General features: G+C 67.6%; 22 protein-coding genes and 1 pseudogene. 20 read left to right on the forward strand and 3 right to left on the reverse strand.

Annotated features, from left to right (window positions below):
- Positions 1-204: 204 nt before the first annotated feature.
- Positions 205-1,608, forward strand: a complete 1,404-nt coding sequence (locus I6I07_RS01895) for an APC family permease (RefSeq protein WP_198485519.1) — start codon at positions 205-207, stop codon at positions 1,606-1,608.
- A gap of 5 nt (positions 1,609-1,613) precedes the next feature.
- On the opposite strand, the gene ggt is transcribed toward I6I07_RS01895, so the two are convergent.
- The gene (gene ggt, locus I6I07_RS01900; protein ID WP_198485520.1) at positions 1,614-3,371 is read right to left on the reverse strand and encodes a gamma-glutamyltransferase; all 1,758 of its coding nucleotides are present in this window, start codon (positions 3,369-3,371) and stop codon (positions 1,614-1,616) included.
- 128 nt (positions 3,372-3,499) lie between these two features.
- Between ggt and I6I07_RS01905 the strand changes: the two genes are divergently transcribed.
- Positions 3,500-4,393 (forward strand): LysR family transcriptional regulator, encoded by an 894-nt coding sequence (locus I6I07_RS01905; RefSeq protein WP_198485521.1) that lies wholly within the window; start codon positions 3,500-3,502, stop codon positions 4,391-4,393.
- Between the two features lie 112 nt (positions 4,394-4,505).
- On the opposite strand, the gene I6I07_RS01910 is transcribed toward I6I07_RS01905, so the two are convergent.
- On the reverse strand, positions 4,506-5,489 hold the full coding sequence (locus tag I6I07_RS01910) for a tripartite tricarboxylate transporter substrate binding protein BugE (RefSeq protein ID WP_006393068.1): 984 nt from the start codon (positions 5,487-5,489) through the stop codon (positions 4,506-4,508).
- A 244-nt stretch (positions 5,490-5,733) separates the two neighbouring features.
- On the opposite strand from I6I07_RS01910, the gene I6I07_RS01915 reads away from it, so the two are divergent.
- From I6I07_RS01915 to I6I07_RS01955, 9 genes are all read left to right on the forward strand, one after another.
- A complete protein-coding gene (locus tag I6I07_RS01915) occupies positions 5,734-6,633 on the forward strand; it encodes an AEC family transporter (RefSeq protein ID WP_420094539.1) in 900 nt (299 codons plus the stop codon).
- Between the two features lie 410 nt (positions 6,634-7,043).
- Positions 7,044-8,249: a tyrosine-type recombinase/integrase gene (locus I6I07_RS01920; RefSeq protein WP_066695038.1), complete on the forward strand. Its 1,206-nt coding sequence runs from the start codon at positions 7,044-7,046 to the stop codon at positions 8,247-8,249.
- Entirely contained in the window at positions 8,246-9,409 is a 1,164-nt protein-coding gene (locus tag I6I07_RS01925) for a PDDEXK nuclease domain-containing protein (RefSeq protein WP_066695039.1), read from the forward strand. The genes I6I07_RS01920 and I6I07_RS01925 overlap by 4 nt, the downstream gene beginning before the upstream one ends.
- A 326-nt stretch (positions 9,410-9,735) precedes the next feature.
- On the forward strand, positions 9,736-10,245 hold the full coding sequence (radC, locus tag I6I07_RS01930) for a RadC family protein (RefSeq protein ID WP_066695041.1): 510 nt from the start codon (positions 9,736-9,738) through the stop codon (positions 10,243-10,245).
- Between the two features lie 277 nt (positions 10,246-10,522).
- Positions 10,523-10,915, forward strand: a complete 393-nt coding sequence (locus I6I07_RS01935; protein WP_066695051.1) for an ATPase — start codon at positions 10,523-10,525, stop codon at positions 10,913-10,915.
- Positions 10,916-11,690: 775 nt separating this feature from the next.
- The gene (locus I6I07_RS01940; protein ID WP_066695044.1) at positions 11,691-12,515 is read left to right on the forward strand and encodes a DUF932 domain-containing protein; all 825 of its coding nucleotides are present in this window, start codon (positions 11,691-11,693) and stop codon (positions 12,513-12,515) included.
- A gap of 78 nt (positions 12,516-12,593) precedes the next feature.
- Positions 12,594-14,654 (forward strand): ParB/RepB/Spo0J family partition protein, encoded by a 2,061-nt coding sequence (locus tag I6I07_RS01945; RefSeq protein ID WP_180188951.1) that lies wholly within the window; start codon positions 12,594-12,596, stop codon positions 14,652-14,654.
- A gap of 62 nt (positions 14,655-14,716) precedes the next feature.
- A complete protein-coding gene (locus I6I07_RS01950; RefSeq protein WP_066699135.1) occupies positions 14,717-14,926 on the forward strand; it encodes a hypothetical protein in 210 nt (69 codons plus the stop codon).
- A gap of 750 nt (positions 14,927-15,676) precedes the next feature.
- Positions 15,677-15,991 carry a DUF736 domain-containing protein gene (locus I6I07_RS01955; RefSeq protein ID WP_085413509.1) on the forward strand — a complete coding sequence of 105 codons (315 nt, stop codon included), beginning with the start codon at positions 15,677-15,679 and terminating at the stop codon, positions 15,989-15,991.
- A gap of 63 nt (positions 15,992-16,054) precedes the next feature.
- Here I6I07_RS01955 and I6I07_RS01960 read toward each other — a convergent pair whose 3' ends face one another.
- On the reverse strand, positions 16,055-16,360 hold the full coding sequence (locus tag I6I07_RS01960; protein WP_082758534.1) for a helix-turn-helix domain-containing protein: 306 nt from the start codon (positions 16,358-16,360) through the stop codon (positions 16,055-16,057).
- Positions 16,361-16,603: 243 nt separating this feature from the next.
- Between I6I07_RS01960 and I6I07_RS01965 the strand changes: the two genes are divergently transcribed.
- From I6I07_RS01965 to I6I07_RS02005, 9 genes and pseudogenes are all read left to right on the forward strand, one after another.
- A complete protein-coding gene (locus I6I07_RS01965; protein ID WP_066689957.1) occupies positions 16,604-16,954 on the forward strand; it encodes a DUF2958 domain-containing protein in 351 nt (116 codons plus the stop codon).
- A gap of 307 nt (positions 16,955-17,261) precedes the next feature.
- Positions 17,262-18,023 carry a DUF2285 domain-containing protein gene (locus I6I07_RS01970; RefSeq protein WP_180188950.1) on the forward strand — a complete coding sequence of 254 codons (762 nt, stop codon included), beginning with the start codon at positions 17,262-17,264 and terminating at the stop codon, positions 18,021-18,023.
- Between the two features lie 83 nt (positions 18,024-18,106).
- Positions 18,107-18,388, forward strand: coding sequence for a helix-turn-helix transcriptional regulator (locus I6I07_RS01975; protein ID WP_168727653.1), 282 nt, complete (start codon positions 18,107-18,109; stop codon positions 18,386-18,388).
- 86 nt (positions 18,389-18,474) lie between these two features.
- Positions 18,475-19,248, forward strand: a complete 774-nt coding sequence (locus I6I07_RS01980; RefSeq protein WP_226217076.1) for a replication initiator protein A — start codon at positions 18,475-18,477, stop codon at positions 19,246-19,248.
- Positions 19,249-19,537: 289 nt separating this feature from the next.
- Positions 19,538-20,176: a ParA family partition ATPase gene (gene parA, locus I6I07_RS01985; protein ID WP_180188949.1), complete on the forward strand. Its 639-nt coding sequence runs from the start codon at positions 19,538-19,540 to the stop codon at positions 20,174-20,176.
- The gene (locus tag I6I07_RS01990; RefSeq protein ID WP_059401222.1) at positions 20,173-20,457 is read left to right on the forward strand and encodes a hypothetical protein; all 285 of its coding nucleotides are present in this window, start codon (positions 20,173-20,175) and stop codon (positions 20,455-20,457) included. Before parA ends, I6I07_RS01990 begins: the two co-directional genes overlap by 4 nt.
- Positions 20,454-20,999, forward strand: coding sequence for a DUF2840 domain-containing protein (locus I6I07_RS01995; RefSeq protein ID WP_168727656.1), 546 nt, complete (start codon positions 20,454-20,456; stop codon positions 20,997-20,999). Before I6I07_RS01990 ends, I6I07_RS01995 begins: the two co-directional genes overlap by 4 nt.
- Positions 20,996-21,595, forward strand: coding sequence for a S26 family signal peptidase (locus I6I07_RS02000; protein ID WP_180188948.1), 600 nt, complete (start codon positions 20,996-20,998; stop codon positions 21,593-21,595). The genes I6I07_RS01995 and I6I07_RS02000 overlap by 4 nt, the downstream gene beginning before the upstream one ends.
- Positions 21,596-22,043: 448 nt before the next feature.
- Positions 22,044-23,843, forward strand: a pseudogene (locus tag I6I07_RS02005) (relaxase/mobilization nuclease domain-containing protein); the annotation flags it as partial.
- Positions 23,844-23,849 lie beyond the last annotated feature (6 nt).

Genomic DNA, 23,849 nt, shown 5'->3' on the forward strand with positions numbered 1-23,849 from the left:
CGATCGCGCTGCGCATTTATCGTGCCCAGCCACACCCGCTTGCATGGTTTTCATGCGCAGACAATTGGTTGCATCACTGTTGCATCGCCCCGCACAAGGCCGCTTTGGACTTTTCTCCGTCACCTCGGACCCGCCAGCAACCGCCGGTCCCGGCGTTGCCCAGACGCGACTCCCCCAAATCGAAAGAGAACAAGGAGAAAGACGATGGCCACGAACGATGCCCCGGACGCCGCGCAGCAAAGCGCCCCGCTCAAGCGGGTGATGGGTCCCAAACTGTTGTTGCTGTTCATCGTCGGCGACATCCTCGGCACCGGCGTCTACGCCCTGACCGGGCAGGTCGCCAAGGAAGTCGGCGGCGCGGCCTGGCTGCCGTTCCTGGTGGCCTTCGGCGTGGCGCTGCTGACCGCGCTGTCGTACCTGGAACTGGTCACCAAGTATCCGAAAGCGGCGGGCGCCGCGCTCTACGTGCACAAGGCGTTCGGCGTGCACTTCCTGACCTTCATCGTCTGCTTCACCGTGATGTGCTCGGGCCTGACCTCGGCCGCGACCGCGTCGCAGGCCTTCGCGGCCAACCTGTTCGCGGCCTTCGGCATCGAGGCCGACAAGGCCTGGATCACCACCGGCGCGCTGGGCTTCATGGCGCTGGTGATGCTGGTGAACCTGCGCGGCGCCTCCGAGAGCGTGCGCGCCAACGTGGTGCTGACCCTGATCGAACTGTCGGGCCTGCTGATGGTGATCCTGCTGGGCTTCTACGCCATGTCGGAAGGCCAGGCCGATTTCTCGCGCGTCATCGCCTTCGACACGCCCGAAGACAAGAGCGTGTTCCTGGCGGTCACCTCGGCCACGGCGCTGGCATTCTTCGCCATGGTCGGCTTCGAGGACTCGGTCAACATGGCCGAGGAGACCCACAACCCCAGCCGTATTTTCCCCAAGGTGATGCTGACCGGCCTGGGGCTGACGGCGGTGATCTACGTGCTGGTGTCGATCTGCGCGGTGGCGCTGGTGCCGGTGGGCGAGCTGGCCAGCAGCAGCACGCCGCTGGTGCTGGTGGTCAAGCGCGCCGCGCCGGGCCTGCCGGTGGAATACATCATGCCGGTGATCTCGATGTTCGCCGTGGCCAACTCGGCGCTCATCAACATGATGATGGCCAGCCGCCTGCTGTACGGCATGTCGCGCCAGGGCGTGCTGCCGGCCTTCCTGGCGCACGTGCATCGCCGCAACCAGACGCCGTGGACGGCCATCCTGTTCACCACCGCGCTGGCCTTCGGCCTGATCATCCTGGTGGCGCTGGCCGACTCCGAAGCCATCCGCGCGCTGGGCGGCACCACCGCCCTGCTGCTGCTGGGCGTGTTCGCCTTCGTCAACGTCGCGGTGCTGGTGCTGCGCCGCGACCAGGTCAAGCACGAGCATTTCCGCATCAACCGCATCGTGCCGTGGCTGGGCGCCGCCGCCTGCCTGTTCCTGGTGACGCCGCTGACCGGCCGCGACGTGATCCAGTACCAGGTGGCCGGCTGGCTGCTGCTGCTCGGCGTGGTGATGTGGGGCCTGACCTACCTGGCGCGCAGCCGCGAGGACAAGATGCGGCTGGATCCGTCAGCGCTGGAGTAAGGCCTTTAACCGCCTTGCGCCAACCCTTCGCGGCGCGGGTCGACCCCGCCCTGCAGGCCGTCGGCATCGATCACGATGCCATGGATGCCGCTGGGGAAGTCCGTGATCTTCACCGGATGTCCCATGCGCTCCAGGGCCGGCGCCAGCGCCTCCAGCGCGGTGCCCTTCTCCAGCTCGGTTTCCTTGTTGCGGCTGCCCATGTTCGGCAGGGCCGCCGCGGCCTGGATGTCCAGCTTCCAGTCCAGCACGGCCACGATGGTCTTGGCGACGTAATTGATGATGGCGCTGCCGCCCGGCGAGCCCACCAGCAGGTAGGGCTTGCCATCGCGCAGCACGATCATCGGCGCCATCGCGCTGCGCGGGCGCTTGCCGGGCTCGACGCGATTGGCCACCAGCCGCCCTTCCGGATCCTTGAACGACGACGAGAAATCGGTCATTTCGTTGTTCAGCAGGAAACCGCGCACGAAGATCTTGCTGCCGAATTCGTTCTCGATGGTGGTGGTCATCGACAGCGCGTTGCCGTCCGCGTCCGCCGCCACCAGGTGGCTGGTCGAGGGTTGTTCCAGGGCGTTGTCACGCGCCAGCGACAGCAGCTTGCCTTCGGGGTCGCCGGGCAGCGCCACCTTCATGCTGCGGTCGGGCTGGATCAATGCGCCGCGCGCCCGCAGGTAGGCCGGGTCCAGCATCGCGCGCACCGGCACGCGGACAAAGTCGGGATCGGCCACGTAGAAATCGCGGTCGGCGAAGGCCAGCCGGCCGGCCTCGGCGAAATAGTGCACCGCCTCGACGCTGCCGGGCGCATAGCGGCCCATGGGGTACTGCTCCAGCTCGCCGAGCATCTGCAGCACGGCGATCGGGCCGCTGCTGGGCGGGCCCATGCCGCACAGCTCATAGCCGCGATAGGCGCCGCAGACCGGGTCGCGCTGGCGCGCCTGGTAGCCGGCCAGGTCGGCCAGCGCCAGGTCGCCGGGCTTGGGATGCGCGTGCACCGCCGCCACGATGTCGCGGGCGATATCGCCCTGGTAGAAGGCGTCCGCGCCGCCCTGCGCCACGGCCCGCAGCGTGGCCGCGAAGGCGGGATTCTTCAGCACGTGGCCGACCGGCCAGGCGCTGCCGTCGGGCGCGTAGAAATAGGCCGCGGCGGCCGGCTGGCGCGGCAATTCCTTGTTGCCCGCCAGCAGCTTGTGCAGGCGCGGCGAGACCGCGAAGCCCTGCTCGGCCAGCCGGATGGCGGGCTGGAACAGGTCGGCCCACGGCAGCTTGCCCTGGCGCTTGTGCGCCATCTCCAGGCCGCGCAACAGGCCCGGCACGCCCACCGCCATGCCATTGTTGACCGCCTGCGCGAACGGCAGCGGCTTGCCGTCGGCATCCAGGAAGCGGTCGGGCCGGGCCGCGGCGGGCGCCGTTTCGCGGCTGTCGTAGGTGACGATGGCGCGGTCCTTGGCCGAGTACACCACCATGAAGGCGCCGCCGCCGATGCCGGAGGATTGCGGCTCGACCAGGTTCAGCACCAGCTGCGTGGCGATGGCGGCGTCCACCACGCTGCCGCCGCGCTTGAGCATTTCGTCGCCGGCCGCGGTCGCCAGCGGATTGGCCGCCACCATCATGTAGTGCGGCGCGCGCACCAGTGTGCGCGCCTGGCTGCCGCTGGCGGCTTCCGGGTTCAGGTCCTCGGCCGCGGTCGGCGTGCGGGCCCAGGCGGACGGCGCCGCCGCCAGCGCGGCGGCGAACAGGAGGGCGGCGGTGGAACGGCGCACGCGCATGAGACGAACTCCAGGATGACGCCGGACGGCCGGCATGGACGTCCATGATAGACAAGACCCGCGGCGCTGTCGCAGCGCCCCCGCCGCGCCGTAGAATGCGGGATTGCGCCGATATCCCCCTTTGCTCCATGCGCCTGCGCCACATCGAGATCTTCGAAGCGATCCGCCGCACCGGCTCCCTGACCCAGGCCGCGGCGGCGCTGCACATCACCCAGCCCGCCGCCAGCAAGCTGCTGGCGAGCGCCGAGGCGCAGTTGGGCTTCAAGCTGTTCGAGCGCGTCAAGGGCCGCCTGGTGGCCACGCGCGAGGCCGACATCCTGACGCCCGAAGTGGCGCGCCTGAACCAGGACCTGGACAGCGTGCGCCGGCTGGCCGCCAGCCTGCGCGACCGGCCCCACGCACACTTGCGGCTGGGATGCGCCCCGGCGCTGGGGCTGGGCCTGCTGCCGGGCGTGGTGCGCGACAGCCGCGCGGCCCAGCCCGGCCTGACCTTCGACATCCACACGCACCACAGTACCGAACTGGTGCGCGGCATGCTGACGCGCGAACTCGACCTGGCCGTGACCTTCGACACCCGCGACACGCCGGGCCTGGAACGCATCGAGCTGGGCCATACCGAACTGGTGCACCTGGGCCGCGGCCCCGGCGGCGACGGCCCGCTGGCGCTGGCCGACATCGCCGGTGACGCGTTGATCCTGCTGGACGCCAGCGACGCCTCCGGCGCACTGCTGCGGATGGCGCTGGATGCGCAGGGCCTGGACCCGCACGCCGCCGTACGCGTGCAGACCCATTACGTGGCCTGCGCGCTGGCCCAGGCCGGCGCGGGCGACGCCATCGTCGATGCCATCACGGCCCAGGCCATGCTGCGCCCCGACATGCGCCTGCGGCGGCTGTCGCCGGCCCTGCGCGTGCCGATCAGCGTGCTGGCGCGCAGCCAGGACCCGCTGTCGGCGCTGCACCACGACCTGATCGACCGGCTGCGCGCGGCCTGCGACGCCAGCCAGGCGGCGCTGGGCGCGTAGCGGGCGCCGCTCACGCAGCCTTCGCCGCCGGGATGCGGCGGCCATGAAAAAGGGCGCCCGAGGGCGCCCTTCGCGTGGCAGGCGGCGGGCCGGAGCCCGCGCCATCAGCGCATCAGTCCAGCTTGATGTTCTGCTTCTTCACGACGTCCTTCGCCCAGTCGTACTGTTCCTTGATTTCCTTGGCGAACTCTTCCGGCGTGTTGCCCGACGGGGCCGAGCCCTGGTCGTCCAGCGCCTTGATGACCTTGGGGTCCTTCAGGGCAACGACGGCGGCGTCGCGCAGCTTGTTGACGACGTCCATCGGGGTGCCCTTGGGCGCCAGCAGGCCGTACCAGACGGGCTGGTTCAGCACCGGGAAGCCGGCTTCCTTGAAGTTCGGCACGCCCTTGAGCGAGGCGATGTTGTCGGGCCAGGCGATGGCCATGGCGTTCAGCTTGCCGGCCTGGATCTGCGGCATCGAGGACGGCAGGTTGTCGAAGATGATTTCGATCTGGCCGCCAACGGCGTCGGCCACGGCCGGGCCCGAACCCTTGTAGGGCACGTGCACGATGTCGGTGCCCGTGGCCATCTTGAACGACTCGCCCATCAGGTGCAGCACGCCGCACGTGCCCGAGCTGCCGTACGAGTACTTGCCGGGGTTCTTCTTGAGTTCCTCGACGAAGCCCTTGAAGTCCTTGGCCGGGAACTTCGGGTTCACCGCGACCACGTTGGCGGTGTTGGCGAAGTTGGTGACGGCCTGGAAGTCCTTGATCGGATCGTAGGGCAGGTCGTTGGGGCGGCACGCCGGGTTGACGGCCATCGTCGAGACGGTGGCGATCGACAGCGTGTAGCCGTCCGGCGCGGCGCGCGCGGCTTCGGCCGCGCCGATGGCGCCACCGGCGCCGCCCTTGTTTTCCACGACCATCGGCTGGCCCAGTTCCTGGCTCATGCGCTGCGTCACGAGGCGCGCGATGATGTCGGTGGAGCCGCCGGGTGCGAACGGGACGATGACGCGGATCGGCTTGTTGGGGTACTTGTCGGCGGCATGCGCGGCCGACGCACCGATGGTGCCGACGGCCAGCGCGATGGCGACCGCGAGGGAGCGAACTTTAGTCATTAGTGTGTTTCCTCCAAGTGTGCGAGCCCGTATGTGAACGGACCGTTTTGTGGCGCACCCGTCTGTAGACAGGCAAGCAGTTAACGGTGGGGGCGCATCGCTTAGTATGCAGGGCAGAAAGCCGTGCTGTTTTGAGTTGCTTGTGGCACACGCGCCCGCCAGAATGACGGAGAATAGCAGCAAATGCTTACGATCGCATAGCGAGCCGATCCCCGGCCGGCGCGCTCGAAAACACTCCTTCTCCATGTCGGTCGCACTGCTGGTTTTCCCTGATTTCATGCTGGTCGCGCTGGGTTGGGCGCTGCGCCACAAACTGGATTTCTCGCGCGAGTTCTTCGCCGGCGCCGAGCGCCTGGTGTACTTCGTGCTGTTCCCCGCGCTGCTGTTCCAGTCCATCCTGCGCACGCCGATCAGCGCCGGCAATGCCGCAATACTGTTGCAGGCGACGGCGGCGGTGATCATCTCCGGCGTGGCGCTGTCGTGGCTCGCCGGCCTCGTGCTCAAGCCCTCCTCGCTGGGACTGGCGTCATCGGCGCAATGCGGCTTCCGCTTCAACACGTATATCGGACTGGCCCTATCGGCCAGCCTGGGCGGCGCGCAGGGGCAGACGGTGATGGCGCTGATCATCGGGTTCGCGGTGCCGATGGCGAACGTGGCGGCGGTGTACGGACTGGCGCGCCACAACGGCGGCAACCTGCTGCGCGAGCTGGCGCGCAATCCGCTGGTGGTGTCGACGCTGGCGGGGCTGGCGTGCAATCTCGCGGGGCTGCAGCTGCCGGGGCCGGTGGACACGGTGCTGGCGCGGCTGGGCGCGGCGGCGATCGCGCTGGGGATTCTCTGCGTGGGGGCCAGCCTGTCGTGGGAGGGCGGCAAGGGTTATGGCGGCTTGATCGCGTGGATGCTGGCGGTGAAGCTGGTGGCGTTGCCGCTGGTGGCGCTGGGCGTGGCCAGGTTGCTGGGGCTGGCGCCGATGGAGGCGCGGATGCTGTTGCTGTTCGCGGCGTTGCCGACGGCTTCGGCGGCTTATGTGTTGGCGATGCGGATGGGGGGAGATGGGAGGATGGTGGCTGTGCTCATTTCTCTGGGGACGTTGTTTTCTGCGTTGACGATTCCTGCTTGGGTGTTGTTGGTGGGGAGTGCTTAGGGGCTACTTTGTTTGCGCGGCTCGAGGGGCGTTTATTGCGGGGGTTCTTTCTTCGTAGGTCGCCCCTCGCGGCGGCGTTGGGCCGTGATGGTGGGCGCACAGTGGCCGTGATTAGAGATTGGGACTACGGGGGCCACATCCTGTGGGTGGCGAGGTAGTCGGTCAGTGACGTGGTACGGCGGCGCCATCTAGCGGCGCGAAAAAAAGCCGCCCCTCTCGGGGCGGCGTTTTTTTGTTTCACGATGACTCCAGTGCCGCAGTTCGCTGGACTACGCCAAGGCTCGATACAGCAGGTTTATCAATAGCGTAGGCGAGTTCAACATATGCCGGTGCTTTCCGAAACTTGACCCGGCTTCCCCTCGCGTGGCTCCCATGCGGCTCCTGGAAACCGGGCTTTCCGAGGAGTCATCATGGCGAAGATCAAGCTCACCAAGTCCGCAGTCGATGCGGCAAGGCCCCAGGCGCAGGCCATCGAACTGCGGGATACCGTGGTGCCCGGCTTCCTGTGCAAGATCACCCCGGCGGGCCGCAAGGTGTTCATGCTCCAATACCGCACGAACGCGGGCGAGCGCCGCAAGCCCGCCTTGGGCCAGTATGGGGAACTGACCGTCGAGCAGGCCCGCGTCATGGCGCAGGAGTGGCTGGCCGAGGTACGCCGGGGTGGCGACCCCAGCTCGGCCAAGAACGCCGCCCGAAAAGCTCCGACGATGAAGGAGTATTGCCACACCTTCATGGAGGACTATTCCAAGCAGCGCAACAAGCCCAGCACGCAGCGCGGCTATCAGGGGGTCATCGACCGTTGCATTATCCCGATCCTGGGACGGATGAAGGTGCAGGATGTGAAGCGCCCGGACGTGGCCGCGTTGATGAAGAAGCTGGCCTACAAGCCGGCCGAGGCGAACCGCACCTTCGGCGTGCTGCGCAAGATGTTCAACCTGGCCGAAGTGTGGGGGCTGCGCCCGGACGGCACGAATCCGTGCCGTCACGTCCCGATGTATCCGCCGGGCAAGGAAACCCGGCTCATCGTGGACGATGAACTGGTGCGGATCTTCCGCCAGTTGGAGAAGCTGGAGGCGGAAGGGTTGGAGAACTACGTCACCCCACTGGCGATCCGGCTGCAATTCGAGTTTGCGGCCCGGCGCTCCGAAATCTGCCCGCTCGAATGGAGCTGGATTGATCTGGAAAAGCGCCGCGTGGTGTGGCCCGACAGCAAGACCGGCGGCATCTCCAAGCCCATGAGCGAGGAAGCCTATCGGCTGCTGTCCACCGCGCCGCACCTGGAAGGCTGCCCCTACGTTCTGCCGTCACCCAATGACCCGAACCGGCATCTGACCCACGGCGAGCACTATGGCGGCTGGAAGCGCGTACTCAAGGCCGCTGGCGTGCCGCACGTCGGCACGCACGGCATCCGCCATCGCTCGACCACCGACATTGCCAATTCCGGCGTGCCTACCAAAGTGGGCATGAAGCTGACGGGCCACAAGACCGTGGCGATGTTCATGCACTACGTCCACACCGAGGACAAGCCGGTGCGCGAGGCGGCCGAGCTGGTGGCCAGCCGGCGCCAAACGATCGTTGGCGCGCGACAGCGCCAGCCCCAGGAGGCCGTAGCATGAACAACAAGACACTTTCCGCAAAGGCAGCCAAGGGCGCCGCCGTGCCTGCCGGCTACGCCGGCATCCACGGCGGCATCGTGGAGCTGCTTGATGCCGCCCGTCGCGCGACGGCGCGCAGCGTCAATGCGCTGATGACGGCCAGCTATTGGGAAATCGGTCGCCGCATCGTGGAGGCCGAGCAGCAGGGCAAGCGGCGAGCGGGGTATGGCGAACAGTTGATCGAACGGCTGTCTGCCGACCTGACCGCGCAGTTCGGGCGCGGGTTCAGCCGCCCGAACTTGCAGCAGATGCGCTCGTTCTTCCTGACCTGGCCAATTCGCCAGACAGTGTCTAGCGAATCTTCCCCCGCGCCGTCACCGGGGCGCTCCCTGCTGGTGCAGGGCCGTCCCGCGCGGCTGGACAAACTGGCCCAGGTCTTCCCGCTGCCGTGGTCGGCCTATGTGCGGCTGCTGATGGTCAAGGATGACCATGCACGCCAGTTCTATGAGGCCGAAGCCCTGCGCGGCGGCTGGAGCGTGCGCCAGCTCGACCGGCAGATCGGCAGCCAGTTCTACGAACGCACGGCGCTGTCGAAGAACAAGGCGGCGATGCTGGTCAAGGGCGCCGTGCCGACGCCGGCCGATGCCGTCACGACCGCTGATGCGATCAAAGACCCCTATGTGCTGGAGTTCCTCGACCTCAAGGACGAGTATTCCGAATCCGATCTTGAACAAGCCTTGATCCGGCGACTTGAGGACTTCCTGCTTGAACTTGGCGATGGCTTTTCCTTCGTCGGAAAGCAGCGCCGGCTTCGCATCGACCAGACGTGGTATCGCGTCGATCTGCTGTTCTTCCATCGAAAGTTGCGCTGCCTGGTCATCATCGACTTGAAGCTGGGCAGCCTGACCCATGCGGACGTGGGCCAGATGCACATGTATTGCAACTACGCGAAGGAACACTGGACGTTCCCCGAGGAAAATCCGCCCGTGGGCTTGATTCTCTGCGCCGACAAGGGACATGCGCTGGCGCGCTACGCGCTGGAAGGCTTGCCGTCGAAGGTGATGGCAGCGAACTATCGGATGGTGCTACCGGATGCCGAAGTGCTGCAAAAGGAACTGGAGAACACGCGGCGGCTGATCGAATCTCGCGTGACGATTCTCCCCAAGAAGCGCAAGCGATAACCGGGCGTCCCGGCGTTCCGCCGTCGGGTTCGCGGGCTTCGCCCCGCGCCTCGTGCCGAGTCGCGGCCATTCGGCTTTGCCCCCTGACGCCTCCGGCCCTCTCGGGCCTGCGCGCTCCGCTTGCCCCCCAAAGCCGAGTGTGTGCAATGGGCGGGTGTAGGCGGTCTTGCTGTTCCCTTCACCGTATCACGGCGTTCTCGCCGTCAAGGGCGACGCGCGCCCTGCGCGCTTGCGTCCTGGTGGCCGTCTGCGACCCCTGACTGCTTGCGCTGCGCAGTGCTGGCGACGGTTCCGGGCAATTCCGCCCGAGCAACCGGAGCACGATCATGTCGCAACTGTCCTTTTCCTCATTCGATACCTCGCTGATGGTGCGTGACTCACAGGGCCGCTACCTGTTGGCGACTGCCGACCAGATTCTGGAGGCCGCGCGCCAGGCCATCGAGCACAAGATGCAGCGTGGTGCGTCGTTCAGTTCGCCGGCAGCGGTCAAGGAGTACCTGTGCGCCAAGCTGGGTGGCTTCGAGCATGAGGTGTTCGCAGTGCTGTTCCTCGATACGCAGCATCGCCTGATCGAATACGCCGAAATGTTCCACGGCACCATCGACAGCGCATCGGTGTATCCGCGCGAAGTGGTCAAGGAGACACTGCGGCTCAACGCGGCGGCGGTCATCATTTCGCACAACCACCCGAGCGGGAACCCCGAGCCGAGCGCGGCCGACAAGGCGATGACCGCGCAGCTTCGGCAGGCGCTGGCGCTGGTGGACGTTCGCACGCTGGATCACATCATCGTTGCGGGGAGCCGCACCACGTCATTCGCCGAACGCGGCCTGCTTTGACCATAGGGGGCTTCGGCCCCCTTTTTGCTGCGCCCGGCGGCGCAACTCCGGCCCTCGCGGGCCTGCGCGTGCTGCGCATTTGCCGAAAGCCGAGGTGCGTGGAGGTGTGAGGGAGGCGGTCTTGCTGTTCCCTTCACCGTATCACGGCGTTCTCGCCGTCAAGGGCGGCGCGTGCAAGCACGCTTGCGGCCTGTGGCCGTCACTGACCCCTGACTGCTGCGCTGCGCCGTGCTGGCGACGGTTCCGGGCAATTCCGCCCGTGCAACCGGAGATCGTCATGAACGACAAATCACACGTTTCCCTCGAACAGCATGTTTGCCTCGTTTGCGGCGCGGCGTTCGATACCGGCGCCATCCTGCTGGACAAGCGCCTGCGCGCGAGCATGGAGCGCCACACGGCGACCGGCTGGGGCCTGTGCCCCGAGCATCAGAAGCTGTCCGACGATGGCTTTGTCGCGCTGGTCGAATGCGACCCGCAACGCAGCGGTTCGCAAGCAGGCGGGCGCATGAAGCCCGAGCAGGCATACCGGACGGGCCGGCTGGCTCATCTACGGCGCACGGTGTTCGCGCAGGTGTTCAACGTGCCGATCGCGGACGAGCAGGCTTGCGTCTTTGTCGAGCCTGGCGTGATCGAGCAGTTGCAGTCGATGACGGCGACAGCGGCGAGCTGATCGCGCCGCGCTGCTTTCGGTGCGTCGCTCCTTCGGGGGCGGCGCACCTTTCTTTTTGCTGCGCCCGGTGCCTGTCTCCGCGCCTGCGGCGCTGCGCGCTTCGCTTGCCTCCAGGGGAAAGCCCTGCGGGCTATCCCCGCCGCGCAGGCTTGGCGCCCCTGAACGCCGCCGACCCGGCTGCGCCGGATCGGCCAGACAGCAGCCGCACCAGGCCCACGATGACTTGCGTGTGCTCGTCCTGATCCTGTTGCTTCTTCGCCGTTGAAGTTCGGGCGTCCCCGGCCACCTGGGAGATGGCCGGTCGCGCTGTCGTGCTGCGCATCGAACCCCCTGCGGGGTTTCGCCCCTGACGGGCTTCCATCGTTCCCTCGCTCCGCTCGGCTGACGCCTCCGGCCCGGCTTCCAGCTTCGGGCCTGCGCGCTTCGCTTGCCGTGCGGTCGGCGTGTGGGAAGGCCGTTGCCATGTCCAGCCGTCTCCCCTGACCTCATCACCTTGTCCGCGACTGTAGCCCGCGCCCGTGTGCCGTCAAGGCGCGCAGGGCCGTGTCCTCGCTGCGCTGCGGGCCGCACCAACCCTGCGCTTGCCTCCTTGACGGCACCCGTTCGCGCGCTCCTGACCGTCGCGGGCGATGAACTCAGGAAAGACGGTGGCAACAGGGCCAACCGGGTTCCTCGTGCCGACCGCACCGAACAGCCGAAAGGCTGGGCTCCGAATCTAGGAATCCGGTGTGCGGCGTGAACAGCAAACCCTTTTTTCTTTGTCAGGAGAAATGCCATGCAACTCGCATCCCGCTTCGCTTCCCGTTCCCCGGTGCTGCGTTCGGAACGTCCCTTGTCCGATGACCAAATCCGGGCCGTGGCCCCGTCCATCTTTGCGGAGGCACCGCACGAAAGCCGCTCCGAGCGGTACAGCTACATCCCCACCGCCACCGTGCTGCAAGAACTGCGCGGGGAAGGCTTCGAGCCTTTCATGGTGACGCAAACCCGCGTGCGCCACGACGACCGCCGCGACTACACCAAGCACATGATTCGGCTGCGCCACGCCAGCCAGATCAACGGCCGCGAGGCCAACGAAATCATCCTGCTGAACTCCCATGACGGCACCAGCAGCTATCAGATGCTGGCCGGGATGTTCCGTTTCGTTTGCAGCAATGGCCTTGTCTGCGGCGACACCGTGGCGGACGTGCGCGTACCCCACAAGGGCGACGTAGCCGGGCACGTCATCGAAGGCGCTTACGAAGTCCTGCACGGCTTCGACCGGGCGCAGGAATCGCGCGATTCCATGCGCGCCATCACGCTCGACGGCGGGGAATCGGAAGTGTTCGCCCGCGCTGCGCTGGCGTTGAAGTACGACGAGGACAAGCCCGCACCCATCACGGAATCGCAAATCCTGATGCCGCGCCGCCATGACGACGACCGCCGCGACCTGTGGAGCGTGTTCAACCGCACGCAGGAGAACTTGACCAAAGGCGGCCTGTCCGCCCGCGCCGCGAATGGCCGCCGCCAGACCACCCGGCCCGTGCAGGGCATCGACCAAAGCGTGCGCCTGAATCGCGCCCTGTGGCTGCTGGCCGATGGCCTGCGCCAGTTGAAAGCCTGAATCCCCACGCGGCAGGGGCAGGCAGCAGCCCTTGCCGCTTCTCTCGCTGCTGCATCCCAACCGCTAGGAGAAATCACCATGAACGCCGTACTCAAAACCGAAACTATCGCCATCGAAGCCGCCGCACCGCTGGAAGTGGCCGACCCCGCCAAGAACCTGATCTTGGTTCCCCTCTTGCAGTTGCTGCCGCGCCGTTCCAAGCGCAACGCGCGGACGACCCCGCGCCAGTCCATCCCCGAACTGGCCGCGAGCATTGCCCGCATCGGCCTGCTGCAAAACCTGATCGTCATCCTCGCCGCCGATGGCGAGCAATACGAAGTCGTCGCAGGCGACCGCCGCCTGACCGCCTTGAAGCTGCTGGCGAAGAAGAAGCGCATCCCCGCCGACTACGAGGTGCCGTGCCTGCTGGTGTCCGATGCCTCGGCCCGCACCGTCAGCCTCGCGGAGAACGTGCAGCGCGAGAACATGCACCCCGCCGACCAGTTCGCGGCCTTCGCCGCGCTGGTCAAGGAAGGCCGACCCATCGAGGACATTGCCGCCGACTTCGGCGTGTCCCCGCTGGTGGTGCAGCGCCGCTTGAAGCTGGCGAACGTCTCGCCGCGCCTGATGGCCGATTACCGCGCCGGTGGCGTGACGCTGGAACAGTTGATGGCCTTGACCATCACCGACGATCACGCCGCGCAGGAAGCCGCGTTCTATGGTGCGCCGGAATGGCAGCGCAGCCCGTCCAAGCTGCGCGAGCGCCTGACCGAGCGCGAAATCGACGCCACGCACGCGCTGGTGCGCTTCGCCGGGCTGGACACCTACCGGCAGGCAGGCGGTGGCGTCCGCCGTGACCTGTTCGCCGAAGGCGATGCCGGAACCTACCTCACCGATACCGGAGTGCTGGAAACGCTGGTGCGCGACAAGCTGGCAACGCTGGCCGAGGACGTGCGCGCCGAGGGTTGGGCGTGGGTGGAGGCCGTGCCGCATCTGGCCTACGAGGAACGGCAGACGTTCCAGAACGCACCGCGCCACCGCCGCGAGCCGACCACCCGCGAGGCCCGCCGCATCGCCTCGCTGGAAACCCGCCTCGAAAAGATCGACGCCGAACTGGAAGATGCCTGCGACGCCGAGGACGAGGCCAAGGCCGAGAAGCTGGAACAGCGCCGCGATCAGGTGGTCGGGGAACTGCAAGACGCGGAGGACGCCTTGCAAGGCTATGCGCCCGAGGTGCGCGACGTGGCCGGTGCCATCGTCACCATCGACCGCAACGGCGAGGCCGCCATTCATCGCGGCCTGCTGCGCGAAGCCGAGGCCAAGGCGCTGCGCACGCTGGAAAAACTGCGGCGCGGTTTCGGCAGCACCGAAGGCGAAGCCGCCAACAACGAGCGCGAGGACGACGACGCGCCCAAGGCCGCGAGCCTGTCCGACCGGCTGGCGCAGCGGTTGAGCGCCCACCGCACGGCGGCGCTGCAAATCGAAGTTGCACGGCATCCGCACGTCGCGCTGGCCGCGCTGGTGCATGGCATGGTGCAGAACGTCTTGCAGCCCCACACCTACGGCGATGGCCTGCCGCTCGGCGTGCGCCTCACGGCGCAAGACCGACTGGAAGGCATGGCCCCGGACTGGCCGGAATCGCCCGCCGCCGTGGCGCTGCGCGAACTGCAACAGGTGGCCGGTGAAGCCTTGCCGGAGGACAGCGCCGAACTGTTCGCCGCGCTGCTGGTGAAGTCGCAAGACGAACTGGTGCGCCTGCTGGCGGTTTGCGTGGCCGCGACGGTGGACGTGGTGACGCCCCGCGCCACGACGCACCAGCCCGGCGAGGAACTGGCGCAGGCCGTGGGCCTCGACATGGCCGCATGGTGGAAGCCGACTGCGGAAAGCTACTTCACGCACGTTCCGAAGGTTGCGATTTTGGATGCCGTGGGCGCGTTCGCACCGGAATCCGTCACCCGGCTGGCGAAGCTCAAGAAGGCCGACATTGCCAGCGAAGCGGAACGGCTGGCCGATGGCACGGGCTGGATGCCCGCCATCTTCAAGGCCGAAGGCCCGCAGCAGGCAACGCAGGAAGGCGCGCAGGAAGAAGGCCCGGCGCAGGACGCCCCGGAGGATGCCGAGGCAATGGCGGATGAACCCGCCGAGGCGCTGGCCGCTTGACCCGCGCCAATGGCAAGCGCCCCGGCCTCGACCGGGGCGCTTCGCTGGAAGGAGAAGCCCACATGACCCGCACCACAAACAGCCGCCCGCGCATGGCGGCGACCTATGCCCCCGGCACGGTTCGCGCCCGCCGCTGGCATGGTGAAGGCGACGTGCGCGGCTATCGCCCACCCTCGGGCTGGATGGCCTGCGCCGACCTCACCGACATTCACCCCATCACGGGCCGCGTCCTGCCGCGCGCCGTGTGGTGGCTTATCGAAACGAAGGAATAACCGCGATCGGCACCGCGCCCTGGGCGCGGTGGTCGCAAAAATCCGGGCGCGGCAGTGGCCGCGCCCGGTGTTCAAGCCCAAAGCAAGTCGCCCCGTCGCTGCCTTCGATCAGGCGGCGACGGGGCGAGCGCGCAATGGTCTTGCGCGCGGCACGGCAATCGGTGCCCGCTGGCGCGGGCAAGGTGTCTATACCGCCCCGCCGCGATGGTCGGGGCGCGCGGGACTACGCCCCGGCTTGCTGCGGCAGGTTGCGCGGATGCGTGCCGTCCTCAACGCTGGTGGTTCCCGCCCATCACGTCACGAAGGACGGTTCACGGACAACCCGCCCGGCATCGCTATGGAGCTTCCACACCACGCCTCAAGACCTGCGCCGCAAGGTGCGGCAAGGGCGTTCTCGCCTGTCGTCGGGGGATTGACCTGGCCCGCGTCAGTGGGCGTGCCGGAGAAGCCTTCGGGCGGGGATGCCGAGCCGGCCCCATCTCCTTTCGGAGCGGTTCGGCCCAAAGCGTCCTTGTCTCGTTGTGAATCCTGGCGGGGGCGCGGCTGCGCCTCGGGCTTCATGGCTGCAACCGTCCGGCGAAAACAATTTCCCCGCCGCTGCGCGGCTTCCTCGCGCAGCAAATTCTTTTCGCCTCCCGGTTCTCCACTGCGTTTCGACCGCAGGCAGTGCAGCCAGCCCGTCCCCCGCCGGCCGGATCACAACAAGGACGCGATGGGCGCGAACCTTGTTCAACCGAAAGGAGAAACATCATGGCCAACATCGGCACGTTCACCACCGACAAAGACGGCTTCACCGGCACGCTGCGCACCCTGACGCTGAACGTCAAGGTCAAGCTGGTTCCCAACGACAAGGGGGACAACGAGAAAGCCCCGGACTACCGCGTCCAGGCCGCAGGCCACGACATCGGCGCGGCGTGGAACAAGACCAGCGAGGCCGGGCGGGAATACAAGTCCGTGAGTCTCGACGATCCTTCGTTCCCGGCTCCGGTCTATGCCCGCCTGATCGAAAACGAGGACGGCACGCACGACCTGATCTGGTCGCGCAGCAAGCCCCAGGCGGCGTGACCGCCGCAGCGCCCCGCCCATCGCGGCGGGGCGCTGTGCTGCTGGTCGCAGCACATCATCACGTCACGCGCGCGGCTTCGCCGCGTCGCGCTCCTTCAACACCGACTCCAACTCCCGGCGCACCTGCGCCAGCAGCTCGTCGGCCTTGTGCGGGCTATCGCCCGCGTAGGCCAGCGTCAGCAGCGTGAGCGGGTGGATCTCCATCACCTCGCACAGCTCGGCCAGCTTGCTCAGGGTCGGGCTTTTGAGGTCGCGTTCGAGGGTACTCATGTAGGTGCGGCTGGACACGTCAGAGAAGGCTTCCTGGCTCAAGCCACGCGCCTTTCTGACCGTCTTCAACGCCTTTGCCAATGAATACCCAGCCGCCACCTATGGTTTCCCTCAAAAAACCAAGATGACAGCCCATTGCGCCCTATAGGACTACAATCTATAGTGTTCATTTGGTGTTGCTATCCGTTTTTGTGCCTTTACGGAAATCCGCATCGGCGGGTTCCGGCAAAACCACGGAGCCACGTCCGTGCTTGCGCACGAAGGCACAAATCCGGCTCGGCAGTTCTGCGCTTTGGCGCGAAACCGCATCCGTGCATCATTGGATTCGTGGGATTACCGACCATGCCCCAGCCACTTGCCACCGACCCGGAACGCGCGCAACTGCTCGCCAACGGCGAGGCCCGTGCCGCTGGCGAGGCCATCGACCCGATGCCCGTGGTGCGCCTGTTCACGCCCGACGCGCATGTGACCTGGCTGCTGGCGGCGCTCGATCCCGCCGATGGCGACACCGCTTGGGGCCTCATCGACCTGGGGATCGGGATGCCCGCGCAAGGCACCGTCAAGCTGTCCGAACTGGCCGGCATCGTCGGGCCGCGCCAGCAACCCGTGCTACGCGACCTCTATTTCCGTCCCACGCGCACGCTGTCGGAATACACCCGGCTGGCCAAGCGCGACGGAGCGATCCCGGACTGAATACGTCCTACTGTGACTTTTTCAGTCTGGTGTCATACCGGGTAAGTCTCAATCCGCATTCTTGCGGCGTAGCCCCACCACTCTGATCCAAATAGACATGATGCCTGGCGCGGGCTGCGGCAGGCTGGCTTGTGCAGTACCCCCTTTCGGGCGCTGCCGCCGCAGCATTGAGACGAATACCGCAACGCATCGGAGCCAATCGGTCTTGACAGCCCCATCCGCCTTTTTACCCCATGACGTTCCGACGAGGGCGATGTAGCGCGTAGTTCTTCCGTGGCGGCGAGTCCTGTTTGCAGGAGGAGGCGTCATGGTCAATCCTCATCACCTCGCGCATTGGTATCCAACTGCGGCATACCTCTACGTTCTGTGGCTGGATGCGCTCGCGCTCGCTTGGGAATACCTGCGCAGGCATCCCGACTACCGGCTCGACTGGCTGCGCCGTCATCGCCGGCCTGAAGCGGCGCATCGCTGGGGATTGCGCCTGCTGGAAGACCCGGCCCTGGATGCGCGTGACGCGCATCCCGCTTGGCTGCCTGGTCATGCGGCCGTGGTGCAGCTCTACCCCGACGCCGATCCGCCGCCGGACGCTACCGCCTTCGCGTTCTGGCGCATCCCCGGCCACAAGCACCTGCTCCACGACGGCAAAGGGCTGTCGCTGATCGCACGCAGCCCAGGCCGTTGTCTGCGCTTCACGCTCGCGCCCGGCCTGGAAGACGGCATGGCTGTCGCCTATGCCCACCGCGGCGGCGCTGTCGCGGCTGCGCGCAACCAGCCGCCCGGCGTGGGCCTTGCTGTCGCCAAACCACGGCCCACACCTGCCGCGCTGCTGGAACTGCACACCTTGCAGGCGCTCGACGCGACTCTGGCGGGCGCGTCCTTGCGCGATGTAAGCGAAGGGCTGTTCGGTGCCGACGCCGTGGCTGATTGGTACAGCGACGGCGGCCTGCGCTCCAAGGTGCGCCGCCTGGTGCGGCGCGGCGATGCGCTGATGCGCGGCGGCTATCGCCGCCTAGCACAACTGCCCCCGCTTGAGAAGGGTCGTTTTGAAGGCGACGCAAAACGACCCTGAGCAGAGGGGCCTCGTTTTCTGAGACTGCCTCCATCCGGTTGCGCTGTGTGGCCGGGCGTTTTCAACCGATGGAGGTTCACACTATGCGTCCCGCTCCCTTGCGGCCTGCCGCCGCTGTCTCGACCGCTGCCGCGCAGCCCCAACGCTATCTCACCAACGACGAAGCCGCCGACTACCTGCGCCTGTCGCCGCGCACGCTGGAAAAGCAACGCGTGATCGGCGGCGGCCCGCGTTTTCGCAAGTTCGGCCGGCGTGTCATGTACGCCGTGGCCGATCTCGATACCTGGGCGGCCGACCGCAGTTTCGAGACGACTTCCGATCCCGAATACGCCGAGCAGCACTCGGCCGACAGCCGTGCGCGCTGATCGGCGGCGCGCGGGTGGCCTCCGCCGTGTCCAAACCGTCGCAGGAGCGCGAACAGCTCGACCTGTTCCGCGCCTTGCCCGGCGACATGGCGCCGCGCGACAGCCAGGACTTGATGGCCTATCCGTTCTTCTCGCTCGGCAAGTCGAAGCGAGTCAAGCCCATCGACTTCCGTGCTGGCAACGTGACGATCCGCGTGGAAGGCACGCAGGAGCACGGCATCGCCACGATTTGGGATGCGGACATTCTCATTTGGGCGGCCTCGCAGATCGTGGAAGCCAAGGACGCAGGCTTGCGGCCGTCGCGGCTGATGCGCGCCACGCCCTACGAGATCCTGCGCTTCATCGGGCGCGGCAAGTCGCTGCGCGACTACCAGCGCCTCAAGGCCGCGCTGGATCGCCTGCAATCGACCACGGTGGCCACCTCCATCCGCGAGACGACGGGGCGGCGCCTGCATCGCTTTTCGTGGATCAACGAGTGGAAGGAACTGGCCGATGCCAGCGGCACGCCGCTGGGCATCGAGCTGATCCTGCCGGATTGGTTCTATGCGGGCGTGTTCGATGCGGCCCTGGTGCTGACCATCGACCCGGCGTACTTCCGGCTGACCGGCGGCATCGAGCGGTGGCTGTACCGCCTGGTGCGCAAGCACGGCGGCAGGCAGGCGCACGGCTGGCAGTTCGACTTTCGCTACCTGCACCAGAAATCCGGCAGCACCGCGAAGCCCTACGACTTCGCCTGCGACCTGCGCGCGCTCGTCGCGCGGCAGTCGCTGCCCGGCTACGTCCTGGGTATCGAGCGGATGTCGGACAACGGCATGGAGCTGCTGACCTTCCGGCCCGTGCCGCAAACGGCACGGGGATAACTCCGGGAGAGCCTGTGGATGGTGTCGTGCTATCAGGCGTGCGGAGTATCGTGCTATCGGGCGTGGGACTATCGTGCTATCAGGCGTGCCGATCGGCCGCAAACCCGCGCCAGCATTGGGTTTGCGCGCCCTCTAACTTCCCTAACTTAATTTCTCTAACTTTTAGTAGAGCAACGCCGCTGCGGTGGACAACCACCATGCGGCCAGAAACGGCAGGCAATCTCAGCCACCAGATAACAGGTTTTGCAGGCGAATCGAAGCAAGGCTTTCCAGCTTGGAGGGCCGCGCCATGATCGTCGCTCTGCTGAACCAAAAAGGCGGCGTGGGCAAGACCACGCTCGCCACGCACATTGCCGGCGAGCTGGCGATGCGGGGGCAATCGGTGATCCTGCTGGACGCCGACCCACAGGGTTCATCGCTGGACTGGACACAGCGCAGAAGCCAGCAAGGCTTGCCACGGCTATTCAGCGCCGTGGGCCTCGCACGCGAAACGCTGCACCAAGAGGCACCAGAACTCGCCAGACGGGCTGATCACGTCGTCATCGACGGGCCGCCCAGGATCGCCGCCTTGGCGCGCTCCGCGCTGCTGGCGGCCGAGCGCGTGCTGATCCCGGTGCAGCCCAGCCCCTACGACCTGTGGGCCAGCGCCGAGATGGTGGCGCTGATCCGCGAGGCGCAGGTGTTCCGGCCGCTGCTCCGCGCGGCCTTCGTCATCAATCGGCGCGTCAGCACCACGGTGATCGGGCGCGAAGCGCGCCAGGCGCTCGCCGACCAGCCGCTTCCTGCGCTGCGCTCGGAAGTGCATCAACGCATCGTGTTCGCCGACAGCGTGGCCGCTGGTCGGCTTGCACGCGAGACGGCGCCTGACAGCGCCGCCGCGCTCGAAATCACCGCCCTGGTGGATGAACTGCTGCGGTGGCCGACATGACAGCAAAGCCGCCACCGAACAGCAAACGCGCAGCAAAGCGCGTCGGCATCGGCGCGCGTCCGCCTGCGAATCCGCACGCAGAAGCGTGGATTCGGCAGGGTGACGCCGATGCGCTGGGCAAGGGCGACTTCTACACCGCCCGCCTGACCCTCGACATCACGCCCGCCATGCGGGCGCGCATCAAGGTGTCGGCCTTCACGCAAGGCGTGACCGTGGCCGACCTGCTGCGCGGCCTGCTGGAGCGCGAGTTTTCAGAACACCGCAGGGAGAACACGCCATGAACGCATCCGCTTCGCTTGCCAATGTATCCATTGCCTTCGCGACCACCGCTGCGCTCGCAGCCCCTTCCGTCCAGTCTGCCAGCGCGCCGCTGACGCGCGTGGCGTTGGCCTATATCGAACCGCGCTTCAAGCTCTACCTGCGCTTCGGCGAACCTGCGCGCACGCGCCAGCTCGACCGCTGGCGGCGCTGCGCGGTGTTCCTGCCGGGCGCCATGTTCTGCCGCATCCGCTGGCAGGCCAACGACTACGGCACGATTCGCTGGCAGCTCATGGTGATGCAGGCTTGCACGCCGCTCGATGCGGCGCAGCGCATTCCCGGCGTGCAGCCGGGCGCGCGCCTGCTGCTGCACGCCGAGGGCGAGGATCAGGTGCGCGCCGTGTTGGAGCGCATCGACGCCATCGAGGCGCTAGGCATTGCGCCGGTCGCCGTCTCGCCCGCGTACTGGCGCACGCTTGCCAACCGGCTCGCCGCACGCTTGCCGCTGCCCGAATACACCGCCGAGCGGCACGCCGCCTGGCTGACCGGGAGGGCGCTGCCATGACGCTTCCATCCGCCGCTGCCGGTGCAACCAGCAGTCCGCCGCGTCCTCGCTCGCGCCTGCGCGCTCGACTCGTGCTGGCGGGCTTGTCCGCCTGTGGCCTCGCTGCGCTGGCCTGGGCGTCCTTCGTGCATCCGCTGCCGCGCCTGATCTACAACCCGTCCGACAGCGTGGCGGTCGGCTGGTATCGCGTCGATCCGCAGGGCCACGGCATTGACTCGCTGCCACGTCCTTTGTCCGTGGGCAGCATCGTCCTGACCACGCTGCCGCCAGACGCTGCCGCGCTGGCCGCGCAGCGCGGCTACCTGCCGGCGCGCGTGCCGTTGCTCAAGCGCGTGGGTGCCGTCACGTCGCAGGAGGTGTGTATCACTGGCCGCGTTGTCCGCATCGACGGCATGCCTTCGGCTGCCGTGCTGCCTGCCGACCGCTGGGGCCGGCCGCTGCCATCCTGGCAGCAATGCCGTCGCCTTGAACCCGGCGAACTGTTCCTGCTCAGTGTGACTAACCCGGCGTCGTTCGACAGCCGGTACTTCGGGCCGGTCAGCGCGTCCGCCGTGATCGGCGTCGCGCGACCGGTCTGGCTGGAGACACGGCCATGATGGGCGCCGATTCACTGCGCGTCATCGTGCTATCAGGCGTGCCAGTCCGGTGGCTTTCCACGTGTCGTCGCGCGTGCAGTGCGGGTGCATTCGCACCGCGCCTCGCGCTGCCTTCGGCGCAGCCGTCCAACGTGCAGGCGTCTTGCCTCGAACGCGCCTGGGCTGCGGCCCTCATCGCGCTGGTCTGCGCGTTGGCCGGCGCGCTGGCTGCAAGCAGCGCAGCGCCGCCGGGCCGCCGACGCCCGGAGCGACAGCGAGGGGCAAAGGCGGAAGGCAAGACAAAAGGGGGCGGCACCTGTCGGCCCGCAAAGCCAGTCTGCACGTGGGGGTGGCGCGGCACGGCGCGGCTTCGCCGCCGTGCCGCTGGGGGCGCGTGGCCCGCGCCGATACAGACATGTCCGCGTGCTTTGCACGACCGGACACGCCGGAGCTTGCAGGGAGCGCAGCCATGACCGACCGCCGCGACGACGATTTCCGCATCCGCCCCAGCGCCCCGAAGAATCGCGGCCAGGGCTTTGTCTCCAAGGTGCTCAAGCAGGCAGGCAAGGCCAGCGGCGGCAAGTCCTCGGTGCGCCGTCCTGGGACGGCTGGCGGCACCGGGAGGGGCACCGGCCAGCGGCCCGGTTCGCGCCTGGGGCGCGGCCACACGGCGGCGCGCTTCGCGGGGGCGAAGCTCACGCCCATGTCGCGGCGCGTGACCATCAAGACGCTGCTGGTCAACCAGCGCCAGGCCAGCCCGCAGTCGCTCGCCAAGCACCTGCGCTACATCGAGCGCGATGGCGTGGGCCGGGACGGTGAGCCAGGCCGGGCCTACGGGCCGCAGACCGATGAAGCCGATCTTGATGCCTTCAAGGAACGCTGCGCCGACGACCGGCACCATTTCCGCTTCATCGTTTCCCCCGAGGATGGCGCCGAGCTCGAAGACCTGCGCACCTACACGCGGCATCTGATGGGGCGCATGGAAGCCGACCTGGGCACGCGGCTGGAATGGGTGGCTGTCGATCACTGGAACACCGACAACCCGCACACCCACCTGATCGTGCGCGGGCGCGACGACACCGGCAAACACCTCATCATCGCGGGCGACTACATCGCCGATGGCTTTCGGTATCGCGCGGCCGAGCTGGCGACCGAATGGCTGGGGCCACGCACCGAGCTGGAGATCCAGCAGGCCTTGCGGCGCGAGGTGGAGCAGGAACGGTGGACGAGCCTGGATCGCACGCTCAAGCGCGAGGTCGGCGACGATGGCCAAGTGCAGATCGAACGCTTCAACGAACCGCGGCTGCAACGCCAGCGCCTGCTGCTGATCGGCCGCCTGCAGCGTTTGCAGCGCCTGGGCCTGGCCGACGAGGTGCAGCCCGGCACCTGGGGCATTCATGCCGATGCGGAGAAGACCTTGCGTGCCCTGGGCGAGCGTGGCGACATCATCCGCACCCTACAGCGGGCCATGAGCGGCGCGCCGCGCGAACTGTCGGTGTTCGAGCCGGGTGATGACGGCCGCACGATCGTCGGCCGCGTGGCCGCGAAGGGGCTGGCCGACGAGCTGCGCGACCGCGGCTATCTGGTCATCGACGGTGTGGACGGCAAGGCTCACTATGTCGCGCTCAATGCTCGCGACGAGCTGGCGAACTATCCGACCGGCGCCGTGGTGGAGGTGAAGGGGGCGGCCGACGTGCGCGCGGCCGACAAGAACATCGCCGCGCTGGCGAGCGGTGGCCTCTACCGCGCCGATCATCACCTCGCCATTGCACAAGGTCAGGCCGTGCCCGGCCGAGATCCGCAGGAAGTCGTGGCGGCCCACATCCGCCGCCTGGAAGCCCTGCGCCGTGCCGGTATCGTGGAACGGGTGGCCGACGGGCTATGGAAGGTGCCGGACGATCTGCCCGAGCGTGGCCGCCAATACGACGCGCAGCGCCTGGGCGGCGTGGCCGTGGAAGTGAAATCGCACCTGTCCATCGAGCGGCAGGCGCGCGCGATCGGGGCTACCTGGCTCGACCAGCAGTTGATCGGCGGCGGCTCGGGTCTGTGCGACCTGGGCTTTGGAGCGGAGGCCAAGCAGGCGATGCAGCAGCGCGCCGACTTCCTGGCCGAACAGGGACTGGCCGAGCGGCGTGGGCAGCGCGTAATCTTCGCGCGCAACCTGTTGGGCACGCTGCGCAATCAGGAACTGGCGCAGGCCGCGAAGGATATATCCGCCGAAACTGGCCTGGAGCATCGGCCCGTGGCCGACGGGCAACGGGTAGCTGGTCCGCCC

The organism is Achromobacter deleyi (assembly GCF_016127315.1).
GTDB classification, from domain to species: Bacteria; Pseudomonadota; Gammaproteobacteria; order Burkholderiales; family Burkholderiaceae_B; genus Achromobacter; species Achromobacter insuavis_A.